A 17,381-nucleotide genomic window follows, 5' to 3' on the forward strand; every position below is an offset into this window, starting at 1 on the left:
GAAGGTGATGCGACGCATCCGCCGGCGTGGTCGCGATAGCCTCGGCGCGTGAGCCTCGACCCGACCCCGTCCACGACCCGCACCCCGGTCCCCCGCGACCCCGACGACGACTTCACCCGTGCGGCAGCGACAACGCGCACGCACTTCGTCGCCGAGCGTACCGGGGTCGCGCTCGCGCATGTGGGCGCCTACTCGTTTGACCCGGCGATCACGCGCGGGAACGTCGAGCATTTCCTCGGGGCCGCCCAGGTGCCGATCGGACTGGCCGGCCCGCTGCTCGTCAACGGCGAGCACGCCCAAGGCGAGTTCTGGGTGCCGATGGCGACGACCGAAGGCACGCTCGTGGCCTCCTACAACCGTGGGATGCGACTGCTCCATGAGGCCGGCGGTGTGACCACGACGGTCGTCAAGGACCACATGCAGCGCGCGCCCGCGTTCGTCTTCGCCAGCGCCCGGGAGGCCCGCGACTTCGGGCTCTGGCTGGGCGAGCACTTCAGCGAGGTCGCCGCCGTCGCCGCCGAGACGACCTCGAGCGGCCGCCTGCTCGAGATCGAGCAGTATCCGGCCGCACGGCTGCTCTACACCCGGTTCAACTACGCCACCGGGGACGCCGCCGGACAGAACATGACCGGCAAGGCGACCTCCCACGCCGCGAACTGGATCGTCGCCAACTACCCGGGGACGATCGAGCGCTTCCAGCTGGAGGGAAGCATGGCGACGGACAAGAAGGCCTCACAGATCAACATGCTGCGCACCCGTGGCAAGCGGGTGATCGCCGAGGCGACGATCCCCGACGCCCTGCTCAGGGGTCTGATGCGCGCCTCCTCCCGCCAGCTCTTCGACGCCCGGCAGATCTCCCAGCTCGGCGGGTTCATGGCGGGAGTGAACAACAACGGCTCCCACTCGGCCAACGGGATCACCGCGTTGTTCATCGCCACCGGCCAGGACGTCGCCAACGTCGCCGAGTCCTCGACCGCCTACGTGTACGCCGAGCATCGTGCCAACGGCGACTATTACTTCTCGATCACGATCCCGTCCCTGATCGTCGCCACCTACGGCGGGGGAACCGGCCTGGCCACCCAGCGCGAGTGCCTGGAGATGCTCGGCTGCTACGGCGCCGGTGGGGTGCTCAAGCTGACCGAGATCATCGCCGCCACCGTACTCTGTGGCGAGCTGTCGCTCGGGGCAGCCGTCGTCGCGGAGGAGTGGGTCACCGCCCACGACGCGCACGGGCGCAACCGTCCCTGAGCCCCGTCGGCCGAGCCGGCGCTCAGCTTTACCGCCGGACCGGCCGATAGGACAGGGTGACCGCGCTCAGCTCCTCTGCGCAGGCACCGTCGTTGCCGACCCGTCGCGCTCGCGGGCGAGACGCCCCGCGGCCACCTCGCCGCCGGGGGTACCCGGCCGCCCAGATGGTCCGCGTTGGGGTCTCCGCCCTCGCCGTGACCCTCGCCTGCGGCCTGCTCGGCATCCCGCTCGCACAGGCACGCAGCGTGCGCGGGCCGGCGCCGATCTCAACCTCCCCCACTCAGGTGGTGGCGATCATGTCCGGCGCCGAGGCCGCCCGCCTGGTCGGCCCGATCGCAGAGATTCGTGCCGGGAACCGGGCCGATAACCGGCGGGTTCCGTCCCAGGCGCAGCTTCGCGCCTTCCGTGCCCACGACCACTCGATGCCGCGCTGGTACCTGGACCGCATCACCGGCGACTATCGCGGCAGCACAAGCCAGATCATCGCGTGGGCGGCGATCAAGTGGGGCCTGGATCCGAATCTGCTGCGGGCCGTCGCCGCGGTCGAGTCCTGGTGGGAGATGTCCACCCGCGGCGACGGTGGTCACGCCTTTGGCCTGTTTCAGCTCGATGCGCGCTACCACTGCTGCGCTGACCTCGCCGCCGGAGACACCGCCTTCGACGCCGACTACTACGGCGCGATCATCCGCTCCTACTACGACGGCACGCAGAGTTGGCTGAACACCGTCTCCGGAAACGGCGCCCGCTACGGCCCCCACGAGCTCTGGTTCAGCCTCGGTTTCTGGGATTCGGGCCGCTGGGACACGCCGATCGGCCGCGCCTACGTCCACCAGGTCCAGCGAGACCTCGCCGAGCAGATCTGGCGCCTGCCGTCCTTTGACGGTCACTGACCCAGTGATCTCGATCAGCTGCGCTGCGTCGACCAGCGGCGCTTTTTCTCTGAACGAAGCGGGGCGTGCTCCGGCGCTCAGCACCGAACCGGAGCACGCCGGGCCGTCAACGTCGGGACCTACCGCGATGCTGGGAGCGGGCGTTGCGGTGACCGCGCCGGGCTGGGTGCAGGGTCCGGTACCGGGACGCCGGCGCCTTGCAGCCGTGGTAGGTGAGCTGGTGGTCGATCACCTCGCCGTCAGAGAAGGTCGAGATGACCTCAACGGTGAAGCTCGTCATGGTCGGCGCCCTGACCGTGATGAGCCTGATCTGATGACCTGAGAGGCGCCGCACGACCCGTCCGTCGATGAGGACCTCGGCGCGCACCTCTCGGATCCCCCCCCGTGAGGGCTGGGGGAAGCGAAGAGCTGCATCGCGGCGACAGCTGTGCTTGGCCGGCGGCACGGCGCCCTGGGGCACGGTCGTGGTCGTCCCCGGGGTCGTCTGGGTGACCGTCGTCGTGGTGCCGTTCTGCACCGTCGTCGTCGTCCCCGGCTGGGTCACCGTCGTTGTGGTGCCGTTCTGCACCGTCGTCGTCGTCCCCGGAGTCGTCTGGGTGACCGTCGTGCTCCCGGCGGAACCGGTCCGCGTGTAGGTCTCATTCGCGCACAGGTCGGGCACGAGGTTGGCGGCGTTGGGCGTGCCCAGGCCACTGGCCATGTCATAGCCGGTCAGCGCGTTGAAGTAGCCGCCGTTGGAGACGCCCATGTCGTTGGAGCCGACGGTGATGTCGTTGAAGTCGGTCCCATAGCGCTTGGTACCCGCGATCTGGTACAGCACCGGGTTGGCAAAGCCGACCTGACATCCGGGCACCGAGTCCGCGAGCGCGAACATCGCCGCCCACAGCGGCGCGGACCCCGAGGTCCCGCCGACCCCGGCCCACGCCCCGTCGTAGTAGACGTTGTACCCGGTGTACGGGCTCGCGTTCGCGGAGACGTCGGGCACCTCACGGCAGTAGTAGGCGTAGCTGGGAAGGCTGCCGACGTAGTTGTCGGCGGCCCCCGAGCAGACCGCGCCGGCGTTCATCTCGAAGCCTTGAGACTCGGAGTTGATCACGCCGAGGGAGGTGGGGGCGTTGGTCTGGTACGAGGGCATCAGCCACAGCGTCGACAGGCCCCCGCCGCCGGCGCCGCCCTGGTCGGTGGCGTCGAGCGCGGCACCGTCGTTCCAAACCGTCTCAGTCGGCGCGGTCGGGGTGCTCGCCGCCGGGTTGCCGACCGACTCCAGCGCCGTCCCGCCGACCCCGGTCACGTACGGGTCCGCTGCGGGGTCGTCGACGGCGGGAAGTTGCGTGTCGGTGGCGAGTCGACAGCCCTCCGCCCCGGAGTCGCCGGCGGAGACGACGAAGGTCTGCCCCTGGGCGGCGGCCTCCTCGAACAGCGGCAGCTCGGCCTGGGGTGCGCTGCCGACCAGCTCACCCGCGAGCTGCTCGCAGGCACCGTAGGAGACGGACACGACCTTGTCATGATCGGCGGAGACGATCGTGTTGAACGTGTCGAGCCAGCCGGTGTTCGCGTTGGCGTTGCCCTGATAGACGGTGATGTTGACGTTGGGAGCGAGCGCTGAGATCGTCTCGATGTCGAGCGCCGTCTCAAAGCCCGACTGGTTCGTCGGCGTGTTGCTGGCCGCCCCGTTGCCGCCGTCGACCTCGACGTAGCCGACCTTCGTCCCGATCCCGTAGCAGTTGTCAAAACCCTGCGGGTCGGTCGGGAAGTTCGCCTCCAGCTCGAAGATTCCCACCGGCACCGAGGCACCGGTCGTCGGGTTCGAGCCGAGGTACCCCTCGCGGTAGAGCGGGTTGAAGTTGTAGGCCTTCGAGAACGAGTTGTAGTTGTAGAGGATGGACTGGAAGGGGGGATCTTCTGAGACGGGCGTCCCCCCGATCGGCAGCAGATTCGTCGTCCCCGCCGCAGCGGTGCTGACCGCCTGGGCGCACGGGGTCGGGCCGTTGGCGTAGGAGGTCGGGGTCGCCGGGCTGGTCGTCGTCGGGGTCGGACCGGGCGTCGCGGTCGGGGTCGTCGAGGTGGCCGTCGCGGCCGACGAGGCGCTCACAGGCAGGCTGCCGGCCCCGAGTGGCGCGGGCAGAAGCGGATTGGTGGCGGTGGCACCGAGCTGGGGGGTGAGATGCCAGAGGCTGTCGAGCCCGATCACCGCGCTGATGTCCCGCGCGACCGAGACGGCCACACGCGGGGCGGCCGTGTTGAGAAACACGATCCGACCGCTCGCCAGGCGGAACTGAACCAGGCGGGTGTCGAAGGCGTGCTCGAACTGCCCGGCCGTACCGGTCAGCTTGATCTCCAGCCGGTTGGCACTCGCCGGGTCCGCGTGCAGGCCGGCGCGGGCCATCGCCGACCGGACGGCGGCGACAGTGGCCGGGGTGGCGCCGTAGGTGGCGGCGAAGCGCGGACCGCTGAGGAAGTGACGGAAGTCGGCGTTCCCGGGTGTGGACACGTCGGTGGCGAACCGGGCGAGCGCCTGCGGGTCTCGCGGTACAAGCGCGAGATCGACCTGCATCGGCGTGTCTGCCGCCACGCCGGAGAGGCGGAGGGCACCCGCCGGCACCTTCGGAGCCATGCCGGTGCGGTCAAAGCCACGCCCCGCACTGATCAGCCGCGGACGGACCGCGGCGGCCTGGGCGCGCAGCGCCGTTTGGTCGGCGGCCCGTTGCACGGCGGCGACGAACGCAGGAGCCGGGCGCTGCGCCGACCCGGCCTGCGCCGGCCGCGTCGTCACGAACACCGCACCCGCGGAGGCGAGGAGCGCCAGGAATGCGCTCAGGATAAAACGACGTGAGGTCATGTTCATGGCTTCCAATCCGTGGTCAGTTCGCCGGATCCCCTGCGGGAAGAGCGTGCCCCCCCGCTGCCGCCGGCCCTGCTCGCAGCCGGGAGGATCTGCGGCCCGAAACACGCCGCCGGAGCGAAAGTTGCGCCCCCTGGCTGCTGACGCGGAGTGGGCGTTGCCCAACCATCCGGGGCAGTCGCCCCCCGGACCCTACCCCGCCCAGGAGATCCGCTTGCGCGCCTCCGCGTGACAGGCGCGCACCATCAGCCAGAAGTGCTTGAACGCCGGGTTCGTCGTCGCCCCCGTCGAGTAGCGGTGGTAGATCTGCTGGATGATCGCCGCGAGCCGGAAGATCCCGAACACCTCATAGAAGGCGATGCCGTCCATCGGCCGGCCGGTGAGGTCGCCGTAGCGGGCGATGATGTCCTCACGGCGAGGGGCGCCGGGCAGGTGCGTCGGCTGGCGGGCAAAGCGCCGCAGGAGGAACGGATCGTTGTCCTGGATCCAGTAGGCGAGCGCGCCACCGAGGTCCATCAGCGGGTCACCGACGGTCGCCATCTCCCAGTCGAGGACGGCGTTGACGCTGAGCGGCGCCGAGCGGTCAAAGACCATGTTGTCGAGGCGAAAGTCGTTGTGGATCAGGCAGGTGCCGACGTCATCGGGCTGGTTCTCCTCCAGCCAGCGCATCACCCCCTTGAAGCTCGGCACGTTCCAGGTCCGCGCCTTGACGAACCGGTCGCTCCACTGGGCGACCTGGCGGGCGACGTAGCCGGGGCCGCGACCGAGGTCGGCGAGCCCGGCGGCGTCCACGTCGACGGAGTGGAGTTGAGCGAGGACGGAGATGAACGCCTCGCCGAGCGCGTCGAGCGCTTCCGGGGTGGTGCCGATCTCGGGCGGAACCGGCAGCCCGCAGACGACACCGGGCACTCGTTCCATCACATAGAAGGGCGCGCCGAGCACCGACTCGTCCTCACACAGGGCGACGACGGTCGGGACGTAGGGGAAGACCGGTCCGAGGCGATGCTGGACCCGGTACTCGCGGGCCATGTTGTGTGCCGCCCCCGATCGCGCTCCGCGCGGCGGTCGGCGCAGCACGAGCTCCCGTCCGGAGGTGGGGAAGCTGAGCAGGTAGGTGAGGTTGGAGGCGCCGCCGGAGAACTGGCGGATCTCGGGAATCTCGGCGTTGAGGTCGGGCAGCTGAGCCGTCAGCCAGCTGCCCAGCGCCGCGGCATCGAGCGCATCCTCGCTGCGCACCTCACGCAGGCGGGGGTCGGGATCGGCGCCCGCCGCCACCGGCCCGCGACCGCCCTCAGGCGCTGACATCGCCCCGGCGCTCCCGCTGCCGGCGCAGCTCCTGACGGGCGAGGGAGAGCTTGTGCACCTCATCGGGCCCGTCGGCGAGACGGAGGGTGCGCAGCATCGCCCAGCCCATCGCGAGCGGGAAGTCGTCCGAAACTCCGCCGCCGCCGTGCACCTGGATCGCCCGGTCGAGGATCCGCAGACAGATCTCGGGCACCGCGAACTTGATCCCCGAGATCTCGATCCGGGCGTGCTGGTTGCCGACGGTGTCCATCAGCCACGCGGTCTTCCACACGAGCAGGCGGGCCATCTCCAGCTCGATCCGGGACTCGGCGATCCAGTCGCGAATGTTCGCGTTCGCCGAGATCGGCTTGCCGAAGGTGAAGCGAGCGTCCGCCCGCGCGCACATCAGCTCGAGCGCCCGTTCGGCGAGGCCGATCGCGCGCATGCAGTGGTGGATCCGCCCCGGCCCGAGCCGGGCCTGGGCGATCATGAACCCCATCCCCTCCCCGGCGAGGATGTTCGACACCGGGACACGGACGTCGGCGAACTCGAGCTCGCCGTGGCCCTCGGTGTCGTGGTAGCCGAACACGGGCAGGCTGCGTTTGACGGTCACCCCGGGCGTGTCGATCGGCACGAGCACCATCGACTGCTGGGCGTAGGTGGCCGCCTCAGGGTCGGTCTTGCCCATCACGATCAGGATCGCGAGGTTCGGGTGCAACGCGTTGGTCGTCCACCACTTCCTCCCGTTGATCACGTACTCGTCGCCGTCGCGGACGATCGAGGTGGCGATCTGGGTCGCATCCGAGCTGGCGACGTCCGGCTCGGTCATCGCGAAGGCGCTGCGGATCTCCCCGTCGAGCAGCGGGATCAGCCAGCGCTGCTTCTGCTCCTCGGTGCCGAACTGCTGGAGCACCTCCATGTTGCCGGTGTCGGGCGCGTTGCAGTTGCAGATCTCGGCGGCGATCTTCGTGCGGCCCATCACCTCCGCAAGCGGCGCGTACTCGCAGTTGCTCAGCCCGGCGCCGTGCTCGGCGTCGGGGAGGAACAGGTTCCAGAGCCCGCGCTCGCGGGCCTCGGCCTTGAGCTCCTCGATGATCGGGGCGTGGACGTGAGGGGTGGCGGCGGCCCGGACCTGCTCGGCCCAGATCGGCTCGGCGGGGTAGACGCGCTCGTCCATGAACGCCTCGAGGCGGGCGCGGAGCTCGGCGGCGCGGGGGGTCAGTTCGAAGTTCACCCCGGGAATGTGACACGCGGCGGGGGGCGATGGCGACGGTCAGTTGTGTCAGTCCGCGTCGAGCCGACGCCCCGCGGGCTCGCGGCCGGCCGGTGCGGGATCCCGGTCCGGCCCGGTGAAGGCCCGGATGATCGGGCCGATGTAGCGCTGCGCGTAGGCGCGTAGCTCGGCCTCGGAGGCGAGCGGGACGACCGAGTCGGGGGTGAGCACGAGCGAGAGGATCATCCGCGCGAGGATTTCGGAGAGCACCTGCAGCTCGGGCTCGGGAAGGGCGGCCATGGCTCCCGGAGCCGCCGTCCCGCCCCGGGCGAAGGCGGCGATGAACTCCCGCCCGGTCTCGATCACCGGACCGCCGCCGGTCGTCAACAGCGGAAGGATCAGCTCCGGCTCGGTCCGCAGCAGCCGCTGGAGCACCGCGTGCTCGCGCAGGCGGAGGATCGTGAAGACGAACCCCTCCACGACGCGCTGCTCGAGTCCGTCGCAGGGGCGGACGGCCGCGTCGATCTCGGCCATGAACCCGCGCAGCTCGCGCAGCAGCGCCGCCTCGAGCACGCCCTCGCGGCTGGGGAAGTGGCGGTAGATGGTGACCCGCGAGAGGCCGACCCGGCGGGCGAGCTCATCCACGGTGAACCGCCGCACCCCGAAGTCGGAGATCTGATCGATCGCCGTGGCGAGGATCCGATCGCGCGCCTCCTCGGTCTTGGTCACCGTGCCGCTCAGCAGCTTGGTCAGCAGCGGCGAGGTCTGACGCGGAGCGGTCGGGGCGGTCATCGCTGCCTGCGAACCTAGCAGCGCCACCGCCCCGCGTGTGCCAGCTTTACACGCTCCGGTACTCTGTCGCAGGTTCCGCCAAACCTAGGACCAACCCGGGAGGATCCGACCCCGATGTCGACCACCACACCGCCGCCCGCGACTAAGCGCGCGATCTTCGAGGACGAGCACCACGCCTACCGTGAGAGCTTCGCCACCTTCCTCCAGCGCGAGGTCGTCCCCCACTACGAGGAGTATGAGGCGGCCGGCATCGTCCCCCGTGAGCTGTTCACCAAGCTCGCCGAGCACGGCTTCCTCGCGATGGCGGTGCCGACCGAGTACGGCGGCGAGGGCGTCGATGACATGCGCTTCAACGCGGTCCTCGGCGAGGAGGCGGCCCGCGCGATGGTCGCCAACGCCTTCGCCGGACCCCAGGTCCACACCGATCTCTGCCTCCCCTACATCCTCAAGGGCGCCAACGACGAGCAGAAGGCCCGCTGGCTGCCGGCGATCGCCAAGGGCGAGAAGATCCTCGCGATCGCGATGACCGAGCCCGGCACCGGCTCGGACCTCGCCGGGATCAAGACCCGGGCGCGGCGCGACGGGGACCACTACGTCGTCAACGGCGCGAAGACGTTCATCACCAACGGGATCAACTCCGACCAGGTGATCACCGCGGTCCTCACCGACCCCGACGCCGGCCACGGCGGGATCTCCCTGATCGTGATCGACTCGGACTCCCCCGGCTTCAGCCGCGGCAAGAAGATCGCCAAGATCGGCCAGCACGCCTCCGACACGGCCGAACTGTTCTTCGACGACTGCATCGTCCCGGCCGAGAACCTGCTCGGGGATGAGGGAACCGGGTTCTTCCAGATGGTCGACAAGCTCGTGCCCGAGCGGCTCACCCTCGCGATCAGCTCGCTTGCGGGCGCCGAGCGGGCACTCGAGATCACCCTCGACTACGTCAAGGAGCGCAAGGCGTTCGGGCGGGCGATCGGGAGCTTCCAGAACTCCCGCTTCGTGCTCGCCGAACTGCAGACGAAGCTGACCATCACCCGCACCTTCGTCGACTCCCTGATCGACCGCCACACCCGCGGCGAGGTGACCGTCCCCGAGGCGGCGATGGCCAAGTGGTGGACGACCGACCTCCTCGGCGAGGTGACCGACAAGTGCCTCCAGCTGCACGGGGGCTACGGCTACACGGAGGAGTACCCGATCTCCCGCGCCTGGGTGGACGCGCGCGTGAACCGCATCTACGCGGGGACGAACGAGATCATGAAGGAGCTGATCGGCCGCACGATGGGCCTGTAGGACGTCGCCGGCCGGGGGCCCGGCTGCCGGGCCGGGCCCCCGCCGAAGCCGCTCCCGGACACGGGTCTTCGCACTGACCGCGCCGGCGGCCTGGTGCCCTCGGGCCGCCGACCCCCGCGCGCTCCCGGGTCGGCCCCCCTTGTCACAGGCACGTAGTCTGTTGTAGCGTTGTCGTAGGCACCGGCGCCGCCGGCGTCCACGTCAACCGTGTTGAGGAGGAGGTGCTCGTGATGGGCACAGTGACCGCACCCCGGAGCGAGCTCTCTGAGGAGTTCCGCCAGATGCTCGAGGTGCTCTCAGAGGGATCGGTGCACATCCACTTCGACCCCTACGAGGACATCGACTGGACGGTGGCGACCGATCCGGCCGACCCGCGCTGGGTGCTCGACCCCGAGAACGACCCGCTCGGGGCCCACCCCTGGTATCAGGCCCAGCCTTTGGACCGGCGGGTCGAGATCGGCCGCGTCCGGTTCATGAACGTCATCCGCACCGGGGCGGTGTTCGAGACCCTGCTCGTGCGGTCGATGATGCATTACGTGACGACGCTCGAGAACTTCGACCCGCAGTTCCGCTACTGCCTCCATGAGATGACGGAGGAGTGCAACCACATCCAGATGTTCCAGGAGCTCGTCAACTCCGTCGGTGACGACGTGCAGGGGCCCCACCGGCACCTCCGTCGCGCCCTTCCGATCATCTCGCTGCTCTTCGGCTACATGCCGACGCTGTTCATGATCACCGTTCTCGCCGGAGAGGAGCCGATCGATCATTACCAGAAGGCGGTGATCCGCGCGGACGGAGATGCCCCCGACCTCGTCCGACGAGCGGTGCAGATCCACATCGCCGAGGAGGCCCGCCACATCTCCTTCGCCGACGCGTGGCTGCGCCACACCCTGCCGCGCCAGAACGCGCTCAAGCGCTTCGGCGTGTCGCTGTGGTTCCCAATCGTGATGCGGATGGGCGCGCTCGAGATCATCGTTCCGCCCTACCGCGAGATGGCCCGGGTCGGGGTGCCCAAGGACGTCTACATCGAGGCGTTCCTCACCGGCCGGACCGGCCGCCGGCTGATGGCCGGGTACTTCAATGACATGCGCCGCCTCGTCAGCGAGACGGGGCTGATCAACCCCGTCTCCCAGCGGCTGTGGCAGCGACTGGGGATCTGGGGCGAACCCTCGCGCTACCGCGGCGAGCCCGACCGCCGGGCCGTGCTGCGCGACTGAACCCGGACTCGGTCCGGGCTCCGCCACCCAGCCCGGACCGAGTCCGGCGTCGCCCAAGTTGTCACAGCTCCGTAGATAAGTTGTAACATTTGCGTAGGCAGCGGTGTACCGACACCGAGTTGTTGAAGTTCGTCAAAGGAGGAACCGACGGTGAGCGCACTGATGGAGCAGCGGGCCGGCCACCTGGCCGAGGACTACCGCGAGATGCTGGAGGTGCTCTCGGCCGGGTCGGTGCACACCCACTTCGACCCCTACGAGGACATCGACTGGGACGGGCCGGAGCTTGCCGTCGACCGGACCGACCCGCGCTGGGTGCTCGACCCCGAGGTCGACCCGCTCGGCGCCCACCCGTGGTACCAGGCCCAGCCGCTGGAGGTGCAGATCGAGATCGGCCGGCGCCGGGTCGCCAACGCGGTGAAGGTCGGGGCCGCCTTTGAGAGCGTGCTCATCCGCGGTCTCATGCACTACGCGATGACCCTCCCCAACGGGTCACCCGAGTTCCGCTACTGCATGCACGAGATGACCGAGGAGTGCAACCACATCCAGATGTTCCAGGAGCTTGTCAACCGGATCGGGGACGACGTGCCCGGCGCGCGGCGCCGGTTCCGGACGCTGATGCCCGTCATCGGATTCCTCGCCGGCTATCTGCCGCTGCTGCTGATGATCGGGATCCTCGGCGGGGAGGAGCCGATCGACCATTACCAGAAGTCGCTGATGCGCACCGGACGGTCGCTGCAGCCGACGCTCGCCCGGGCGATGCAGATCCACATCGCCGAGGAGGCGCGCCACATCTCCTTCGCCGACGCGTTCCTGCGCTTCCACCTGCCGCGCCGCTCGCGGCTGACCCGCGGGGTGTTGACGGTGCTGTTCCCGGTCACCATGGCCGTCCTCGCCGACGAGATCATGCGTCCGAGCTTCTCCCTGTTCGCCGGGACCGGGATGCCCCGCCGGGTCTACCGGGAGGCGCTGCGCCGCGGAGCCGTCCACGACGCGATCCTCGCCTCCTACTTCGCAGACATGCGCCGGCTGTGTGAGGAGACGGGCCTGATGACCCGCACCGGCCGGGCGATGTGGCGGCGCCTGGGGATCTCCGGGGAGCCCTCCCGGTTCCGCGGCGAGCCCGACCGCACCGCCGAGCTCGTCGCCTGAGCGGCGCGGGGCGCACCCCTCTCCCCCAGACGCCCGACGCCCGACGCCCGACGATGCCCCACGTCATCACCCAGTCCTGCTGCAGTGACGCCTCCTGCACGTATGCCTGTCCGGTCAACTGCATCCAGCCGACCCCGGATGACCCGGACTTCCTCACCGCGGAGATGCTCTGTGTCGACCCGACGACCTGCGTTGACTGCGGCGCCTGCGTCAGCGCCTGTCCGGTGGAGGCGATCAAACCTGAACGGGCCCTCACGGAAGCGGAGATCCCGTTCCTGGAGATCAACCGGCTCTACCACGTCCGCCGGGCCCAAGCCGGGGTCGTCGACCGGCCGCTGCTCGCCCGCCCGCCCGCCCGCCTGCAGGTGCGCGCCAGCGCCCCGCCGCCGAGCGTCGCGGTCGTCGGCTCGGGGCCGGCCGGGCTGTATGCGGCGGATGAGATCCTCACCGTCCCGGGGGCCCGGGTGACCGTGTTCGAGCGGCTCTCGGAACCCTATGGGCTCGCCCGCTTCGGGGTCGCCCCCGACCACCGGCGTACCCGGCGGATCTCCACCCAGTTCGCCCAGATCCGCCGCTCCCGCGGGCTCTCCTTCGAGCTCGGAGTTGACGTCGGCACCGACGTCACCCGGGATGAGCTGCTCGGGCGCTTTGACGCGGTCATCTACGCGGTCGGGGCGGCGGCGGATCGCCCGCTCACCCTTCCGGGCGCCGACCTCCTCGGGGTGAGCTCGGCGACGCGGTTGGTCGCCTTCTACAACGGTCACCCCGACGCCGGCGACGCCACCTTCGATCTCTCGGGCCCGCGCGCGGTGGTGATCGGCAACGGGAACGTCGGCCTCGACGTCGCCCGGATCCTCACGACCGAGCCGGACCGGCTCGCCGAGACCGACATCGCCCCGGCGGCGCTCGCGGCGCTGGCCGCGAGTGAGTTGGAGGAGGTGATCGTCACGAGCCGGCGCGGTCCGGAGGCGGCGGCCTTCACTCTGCCCGAGCTGCTCGGGCTCGCCAGCGCCCCGGGCGTCGAGCTGTGCCTCGATCCGGACGTTGACGTGGCGGGGACGAAGCTCGAGTGGCTCGAGCGCCTGCCCGCGGCGGTCCGGGCCGGGCGCCGCCGGGTGCGCCTGCGCTTCGGGCTCACGCCCGAGCGGTTCCTCGCCGGGCCCGAGGGTGGCCCTCACCTCGGTGCTGTCGTCTTCTCGACCCCGGACGGGGTGACCGAGACGGTCCCGGCCCGGCTTGCGCTCACGTCGATCGGCTACCGCGCCGTGCCGGTGCCCGGGCTGCCCTTTGACCCCGAATCCCACACGGTCCCCCACGCCGCCGGGCGGGTGATCGACCCGACGACCGGCGCGCCGCTGCCCGGCACCTACGTCACCGGTTGGATCAAGCGCGGACCGAGCGGGTTCCTCGGAACGAACCGCTCCGACGCCCAGGAGACGGTCCGCTCGCTGATCGAGGACCACAACGCCGGCCGGCTCGGCGGACGGCAGCCGGGGGGCAGCACCGGCGTCCCGGTCGCCCCGAACGGAGATAATCGAGAGAGGGCGCCGATGTCGGCGCCGGTGAGGAGCTCAAGGCATGCGTGATGTGACCCCACCCGCCCACGTCGACGTGCTGATCGTCGGTGCCGGGATCTCCGGCATCGGCTGTGGCTGTCACCTGCGCCGGGAGGCGCCGGAGAAGACGTTTGCCATCCTCGAGTCCCGGGACGGCATCGGCGGCACCTGGGACCTGTTTCGCTACCCGGGCATCCGCTCGGACTCGGACCTGCAGACCTTCGGCTATCAGTTCAAGCCGTGGACCCGGGAGCGGGTGATCGCCCCCGCCGATGAGATCCTCGACTACCTGCGCGAGACGGTCGCCGAGTACAACCTCAGCGAGGAGATGCACTTCGGCTACCAGGTGCTGGGCGCGAACTTCGACAGCGACCGGGCCCGCTGGACCGTCCAGGTCCGCCACCGCGACGGGGAGGAGCTCGAGCTCACCTGCTCGGTTCTCTTCGCCGCCACCGGCTACTACAACTACGAGCAGGGCTACCTCCCGCCGTTCCCCGGCGTCGAGGAGTTCGCCGGCACGCTCGTGCACCCCCAGCACTGGCCCGAGGACCTCGATTATGCGGGCAAGCGCGTCGTCGTGATCGGCTCGGGGGCGACCGCGGTCACCCTCGTCCCGGCGATGGCCAAGACCGCCGCGCACGTGACGATGCTCCAGCGCTCGCCGACGTATGTGATCAGCCTGCCGAGTGAGGACCCGATCATCGCCGGGCTCAAACGGGTGATGTCCGAGCAGCGCGCCTTCCGGATCGCCCGGGCGCTCAACATCAAACGCCAGGCGATCTTCTACACCCTCTGCCAGCGCCAGCCCGCGCTGATGCGCACGATCATCCGCGCCCAGACGAAGGCCCAGCTGCCCAAGCACTATCCCGTCGACGTCCACTTCAAGCCGCGGTACAACCCGTGGGATGAGCGGCTCTGCGTCGTCCCCGACGGCGACCTGTTCCGGGCGCTGCGCCACGGCGACGCATCGATCGTCACCGACCAGATCGACACCTTCACCCCGGACGGAATCCGCCTCAGGTCCGGCTCGCTGCTGCCTGCTGACATCGTCGTCGCCGCCACCGGCCTCAACGTGTTCCTGTTCGGCGGCGTCAGCCTCAGCGTCGACGGCACCCCCGTCGACCCCGCCGACACGGTCGCCTACAGGGCGATGCTGCTGAGCAACATCCCGAATTTCGCCTTCTCGATCGGGTACACGAACGCGTCCTGGACCCTCAAGGTCGACCTCGTCTGTGAGCACCTCTGCCGCCTCCTCCACCACCTCGACGCGACCGGCACCGACACCTTCACCCCGGTCCCGGATCGCCCCCTGCAGTTGCGCCCCCTGCTCGACTTCCAGGCCGGCTACGTCCAGCGCGGCGTCGCCCAGTTCCCCAAGCAGGGCAGCGAGGAGCCGTGGACGATCGCGATGAGCTACGCGGCGGACCGCAGGCGGTTGATCGACACGCCGGTGACCGATCCGGCGCTGCGGTTCGGCCGAGCGGCAACTCCGGCCGAAGTCGTGTCATAGCGCTTCCGGCCGCCTGCGATGGCTGACTCCGGTGAGCGGGAGCTACGCGCCGGGCACCGCCCTTCAGTCAGAGCCATCTCGAGCCCGCGGGTTTGCCTCACCGATGTCCGGGGTGGTGCGGCCGGTCTCGGGGCCGACCTGGGCTCCCGCCACCCCTGGTTCGGGGAACAGCGCTTCTGCCATCAGTTCGGTGATCTCTTTGACCGCGAACTTGTCTTCGTTGCCGGTGGATTTGACTGCGTCGCTGAACATCGCGGCGTCTTTGGGGCAGGCGACGACGAAATAATCGATCGGTCCAAGCTCGACGGCCTCCTGGATACGGTTGTGCGACGGCCGCGCGGCACCGGGTTCGTCGGCGATCCAGATCCGTCCGCCACCGGCACCGCAGCAGAAGCTGTTGGAGCGGTTGCGTGGCATCTCGATCAGTTCACAGCCCAAGTACTCCAGCAGTTCCCGCGGCGCGTCGTACTCACCATTGTGGCGCCCCAGGTAGCAGGGATCGTGGTAGGTGACTTTGTATCCGAGCGGCCGTTGGACTTGAAGCTTGCCGGTCTGGAACAGTTCGAGCAGAAATGTCGTGTGATGGGAGACATCGAACTGGCCGCCCTTGAGCGGATATTCGTTGCGGATCGTGTTGAGTGAGTGCGGGTCGGAGGTGACGATCCGCCGATGCTGGGTCTCTTTGATCTGCTCGATGTTCGATTCGGCCAGAACTTCCCAGAGCCCCTCTTCACCGATCCGGCGGACGTCATTGCCGGCGTTCTTCTCTGAGTCGTAGAGAATCCCGAAGTCCACGCCTGCGGCGCGGTAGATGCGGGCGATCGTCTGGGACACCGTTTGGGATCGAGGGTCAAAGGACGCGTAGTCACCCACGAACCAGAGCACGTCGACTGGCTTCTGACGCGCGTCCGTGATCTCAAACTCCAGAGCATCGGTCCAGCGGCCGCGCCGCTTCTTGTTCTCCCCGAAGGAGTTGCCGCTCTTGGTGATCGTCCGCAACGTCTTGGCCAGCTCGGCGGGCATCTCGCCCTCCTCCACCAGGCGCCGGCGCAACTGGTTGATGATCGGCGCCTGCTCGATCCCGACGGGGCATGCCTCCACACAGGCGTTGCACTGCATGCACGCCCAGACCGTGTCCTGACGGATCCGGTCAGCGCAGACCAGCGGCGTCTCGGGCTCGGCGACGTCCTCGGCCCCGGTGGCGGTCAGATCAAGCCCACCCTCACCATGAATTGGCCGGCCAGTGGCCAGCAGCGCGCCGAGTACACCGCTGATCGCATCGATCTCCCTGGACCCGGCCGGGGCGACCGCATGGGCATCCTCACGCAGTTCGAGGATGACGTCACGCGGTGAGAGCGGCTTGCCGGTCGCATTCGCCGGACAGGCCTCATGACAGCGACCGCACTTGGTGCAGGCGTCGAGCTGAAGCAGATGGAGGGCCGAGATGTCCCCCAACATCCCGTAGCCGGCCGGCGCCTCCGCCAACTCATCCGCGATCGGGCGCAGACGTTTGCCGGCCAGCGGATCCCTGAGCATCAGGGACGCGAACGATGTCAACATGTGGGCCGCCTTGGACCACGGGATCGCCGCGACGAGCCAGATCGCCACCAGGCCGTGGGCCCACCATACGATCATGTGCAGCGTGTCGAGCAGGCCACGGTTCCAGCTCCAGAAGATCTGGGCGATCAGCCACGTGACCGGGTCAAAGCCTTGGCGGGCCGGGTGAGTGGCCGCGACCCGCAGGGCTGCGAGCAGGAAGCCCGTGACCATGAGGTAGAGCAACCCGCCGACGAAGAACCAGTCTCCCCACTGGTAGACACGCCGGTCACGCTGGGCGGGATCCTCGGGCTCCCGGTCGGGCCGCCGGTAGTCGAGGCGGGCGGGCTTGACGAGCGCGCGCCGCACCATCAGGTAGAGGAGACCGGCGGTGAGGACCGTCGCCATCAGATCGACGATCAGCGAATACCACTCGTAAAACCCGCCAGTGAAGAAGTCGACGCCGAAGATCGGCGACATGAAGTCCGTGTCGACGGCAAGCACAACGGTGGCGGCAAACAGGGTCAGCCACCCGTAGAAGACGGCGGCGTGCGCGATCCCGGCAGCCCGCGCTCGGCTACCGATCGTCCGATGTGTCAGCAGCGACCGTAGTCCCCGTCCGGCCATTACGGCGAACTCTCCGCGCGACGGCAGGCCCGTGCGGGCCGCGCGCCGGTATCGCAGCAGGGGCCGCGACGCCCCGTAGCAGAAGACGACCACCGAGAGGGCGGCCAGCACGAGCCAGAAGATGTGAAGCCAGAGGGGAAAGCCGGCAAACACCTGCCGGGTCTCACCCGCGGCGATCAGCTTCTGGGTCGCCGGGGAGAGCGCTGCCAAGGTGAGGGGCACCGGAG

12 protein-coding genes are annotated in these 17,381 nt (G+C 69.5%); 7 read left to right on the forward strand and 5 right to left on the reverse strand.

Going from position 1 to position 17,381, the window contains the following annotated elements:
* Window positions 1-48: 48 nt before the first annotated feature.
* Both M3M55_RS16525 and M3M55_RS16530 read left to right on the forward strand, forming a co-directional pair.
* Window positions 49-1,248, forward strand: coding sequence for a hydroxymethylglutaryl-CoA reductase (locus M3M55_RS16525; protein ID WP_249010605.1), 1,200 nt, complete (start codon window positions 49-51; stop codon window positions 1,246-1,248).
* 164 nt (window positions 1,249-1,412) lie between these two features.
* Window positions 1,413-2,138, forward strand: coding sequence for a hypothetical protein (locus M3M55_RS16530; RefSeq protein ID WP_249010606.1), 726 nt, complete (start codon window positions 1,413-1,415; stop codon window positions 2,136-2,138).
* Window positions 2,139-2,244: 106 nt separating this feature from the next.
* On the opposite strand, the gene M3M55_RS16535 is transcribed toward M3M55_RS16530, so the two are convergent.
* The 4 genes from M3M55_RS16535 to M3M55_RS16550 form a co-directional block, all read right to left on the reverse strand.
* Window positions 2,245-4,977 carry a protease pro-enzyme activation domain-containing protein gene (locus tag M3M55_RS16535; RefSeq protein ID WP_249010607.1) on the reverse strand — a complete coding sequence of 911 codons (2,733 nt, stop codon included), beginning with the start codon at window positions 4,975-4,977 and terminating at the stop codon, window positions 2,245-2,247.
* Between the two features lie 195 nt (window positions 4,978-5,172).
* Window positions 5,173-6,285: a phosphotransferase family protein gene (locus M3M55_RS16540; RefSeq protein ID WP_249010608.1), complete on the reverse strand. Its 1,113-nt coding sequence runs from the start codon at window positions 6,283-6,285 to the stop codon at window positions 5,173-5,175.
* The gene (locus M3M55_RS16545; protein WP_249010609.1) at window positions 6,272-7,498 is read right to left on the reverse strand and encodes an acyl-CoA dehydrogenase family protein; all 1,227 of its coding nucleotides are present in this window, start codon (window positions 7,496-7,498) and stop codon (window positions 6,272-6,274) included. Before M3M55_RS16545 ends, M3M55_RS16540 begins: the two co-directional genes overlap by 14 nt.
* A gap of 48 nt (window positions 7,499-7,546) precedes the next feature.
* Window positions 7,547-8,269, reverse strand: coding sequence for a TetR/AcrR family transcriptional regulator (locus M3M55_RS16550; RefSeq protein ID WP_249010610.1), 723 nt, complete (start codon window positions 8,267-8,269; stop codon window positions 7,547-7,549).
* A 114-nt stretch (window positions 8,270-8,383) separates the two neighbouring features.
* Between M3M55_RS16550 and M3M55_RS16555 the strand changes: the two genes are divergently transcribed.
* The 5 genes from M3M55_RS16555 to M3M55_RS16575 all read left to right on the forward strand — a co-directional run bounded on the left by M3M55_RS16555 (window position 8,384) and on the right by M3M55_RS16575 (window position 14,991).
* A complete protein-coding gene (locus tag M3M55_RS16555; protein WP_249010611.1) occupies window positions 8,384-9,559 on the forward strand; it encodes an acyl-CoA dehydrogenase family protein in 1,176 nt (391 codons plus the stop codon).
* A gap of 230 nt (window positions 9,560-9,789) precedes the next feature.
* Window positions 9,790-10,776 carry a diiron oxygenase gene (locus M3M55_RS16560; protein WP_249010612.1) on the forward strand — a complete coding sequence of 329 codons (987 nt, stop codon included), beginning with the start codon at window positions 9,790-9,792 and terminating at the stop codon, window positions 10,774-10,776.
* Window positions 10,777-10,938: 162 nt separating this feature from the next.
* Complete coding sequence (locus M3M55_RS16565) at window positions 10,939-11,925, forward strand: diiron oxygenase (RefSeq protein ID WP_371878777.1); 987 nt, start codon at window positions 10,939-10,941, stop codon at window positions 11,923-11,925.
* A 53-nt stretch (window positions 11,926-11,978) separates the two neighbouring features.
* On the forward strand, window positions 11,979-13,511 hold the full coding sequence (locus M3M55_RS16570; RefSeq protein WP_249010614.1) for an FAD-dependent oxidoreductase: 1,533 nt from the start codon (window positions 11,979-11,981) through the stop codon (window positions 13,509-13,511).
* The gene (locus M3M55_RS16575) at window positions 13,504-14,991 is read left to right on the forward strand and encodes an NAD(P)/FAD-dependent oxidoreductase (RefSeq protein ID WP_249010615.1); all 1,488 of its coding nucleotides are present in this window, start codon (window positions 13,504-13,506) and stop codon (window positions 14,989-14,991) included. The genes M3M55_RS16570 and M3M55_RS16575 overlap by 8 nt, the downstream gene beginning before the upstream one ends.
* 63 nt (window positions 14,992-15,054) lie before the next feature.
* Here the strand turns inward: M3M55_RS16575 and M3M55_RS16580 are convergent, their stop codons facing one another.
* Window positions 15,055-17,376: a (Fe-S)-binding protein gene (locus M3M55_RS16580; protein WP_249010616.1), complete on the reverse strand. Its 2,322-nt coding sequence runs from the start codon at window positions 17,374-17,376 to the stop codon at window positions 15,055-15,057.
* Window positions 17,377-17,381: the final 5 nt, after the last annotated feature.

The organism is Conexibacter sp. DBS9H8, from assembly GCF_023330685.1.
GTDB lineage: Bacteria > Actinomycetota > Thermoleophilia > Solirubrobacterales > Solirubrobacteraceae > Palsa-465.

Excerpts from the sequence above, each read along its gene's own strand:
- M3M55_RS16530 (WP_249010606.1), top strand. The coding sequence starts at position 1,413 with ATGGTCCGCGTTGGGGTCTCCGCCCTCGCCGTGACCCTCGCCTGCGGC.
- M3M55_RS16535 (WP_249010607.1), bottom strand. The coding sequence starts at position 4,977 with ATGACCTCACGTCGTTTTATCCTGAGCGCATTCCTGGCGCTCCTCGCC.
- M3M55_RS16540 (WP_249010608.1), bottom strand. The coding sequence starts at position 6,285 with ATGTCAGCGCCTGAGGGCGGTCGCGGGCCGGTGGCGGCGGGCGCCGAT.
- M3M55_RS16550 (WP_249010610.1), bottom strand. The coding sequence starts at position 8,269 with ATGACCGCCCCGACCGCTCCGCGTCAGACCTCGCCGCTGCTGACCAAG.
- M3M55_RS16555 (WP_249010611.1), top strand. The coding sequence starts at position 8,384 with ATGTCGACCACCACACCGCCGCCCGCGACTAAGCGCGCGATCTTCGAG.
- M3M55_RS16560 (WP_249010612.1), top strand. The coding sequence starts at position 9,790 with ATGGGCACAGTGACCGCACCCCGGAGCGAGCTCTCTGAGGAGTTCCGC.
- M3M55_RS16565 (WP_371878777.1), top strand. The coding sequence starts at position 10,939 with ATGGAGCAGCGGGCCGGCCACCTGGCCGAGGACTACCGCGAGATGCTG.
- M3M55_RS16570 (WP_249010614.1), top strand. The coding sequence starts at position 11,979 with ATGCCCCACGTCATCACCCAGTCCTGCTGCAGTGACGCCTCCTGCACG.
- M3M55_RS16575 (WP_249010615.1), top strand. The coding sequence starts at position 13,504 with ATGCGTGATGTGACCCCACCCGCCCACGTCGACGTGCTGATCGTCGGT.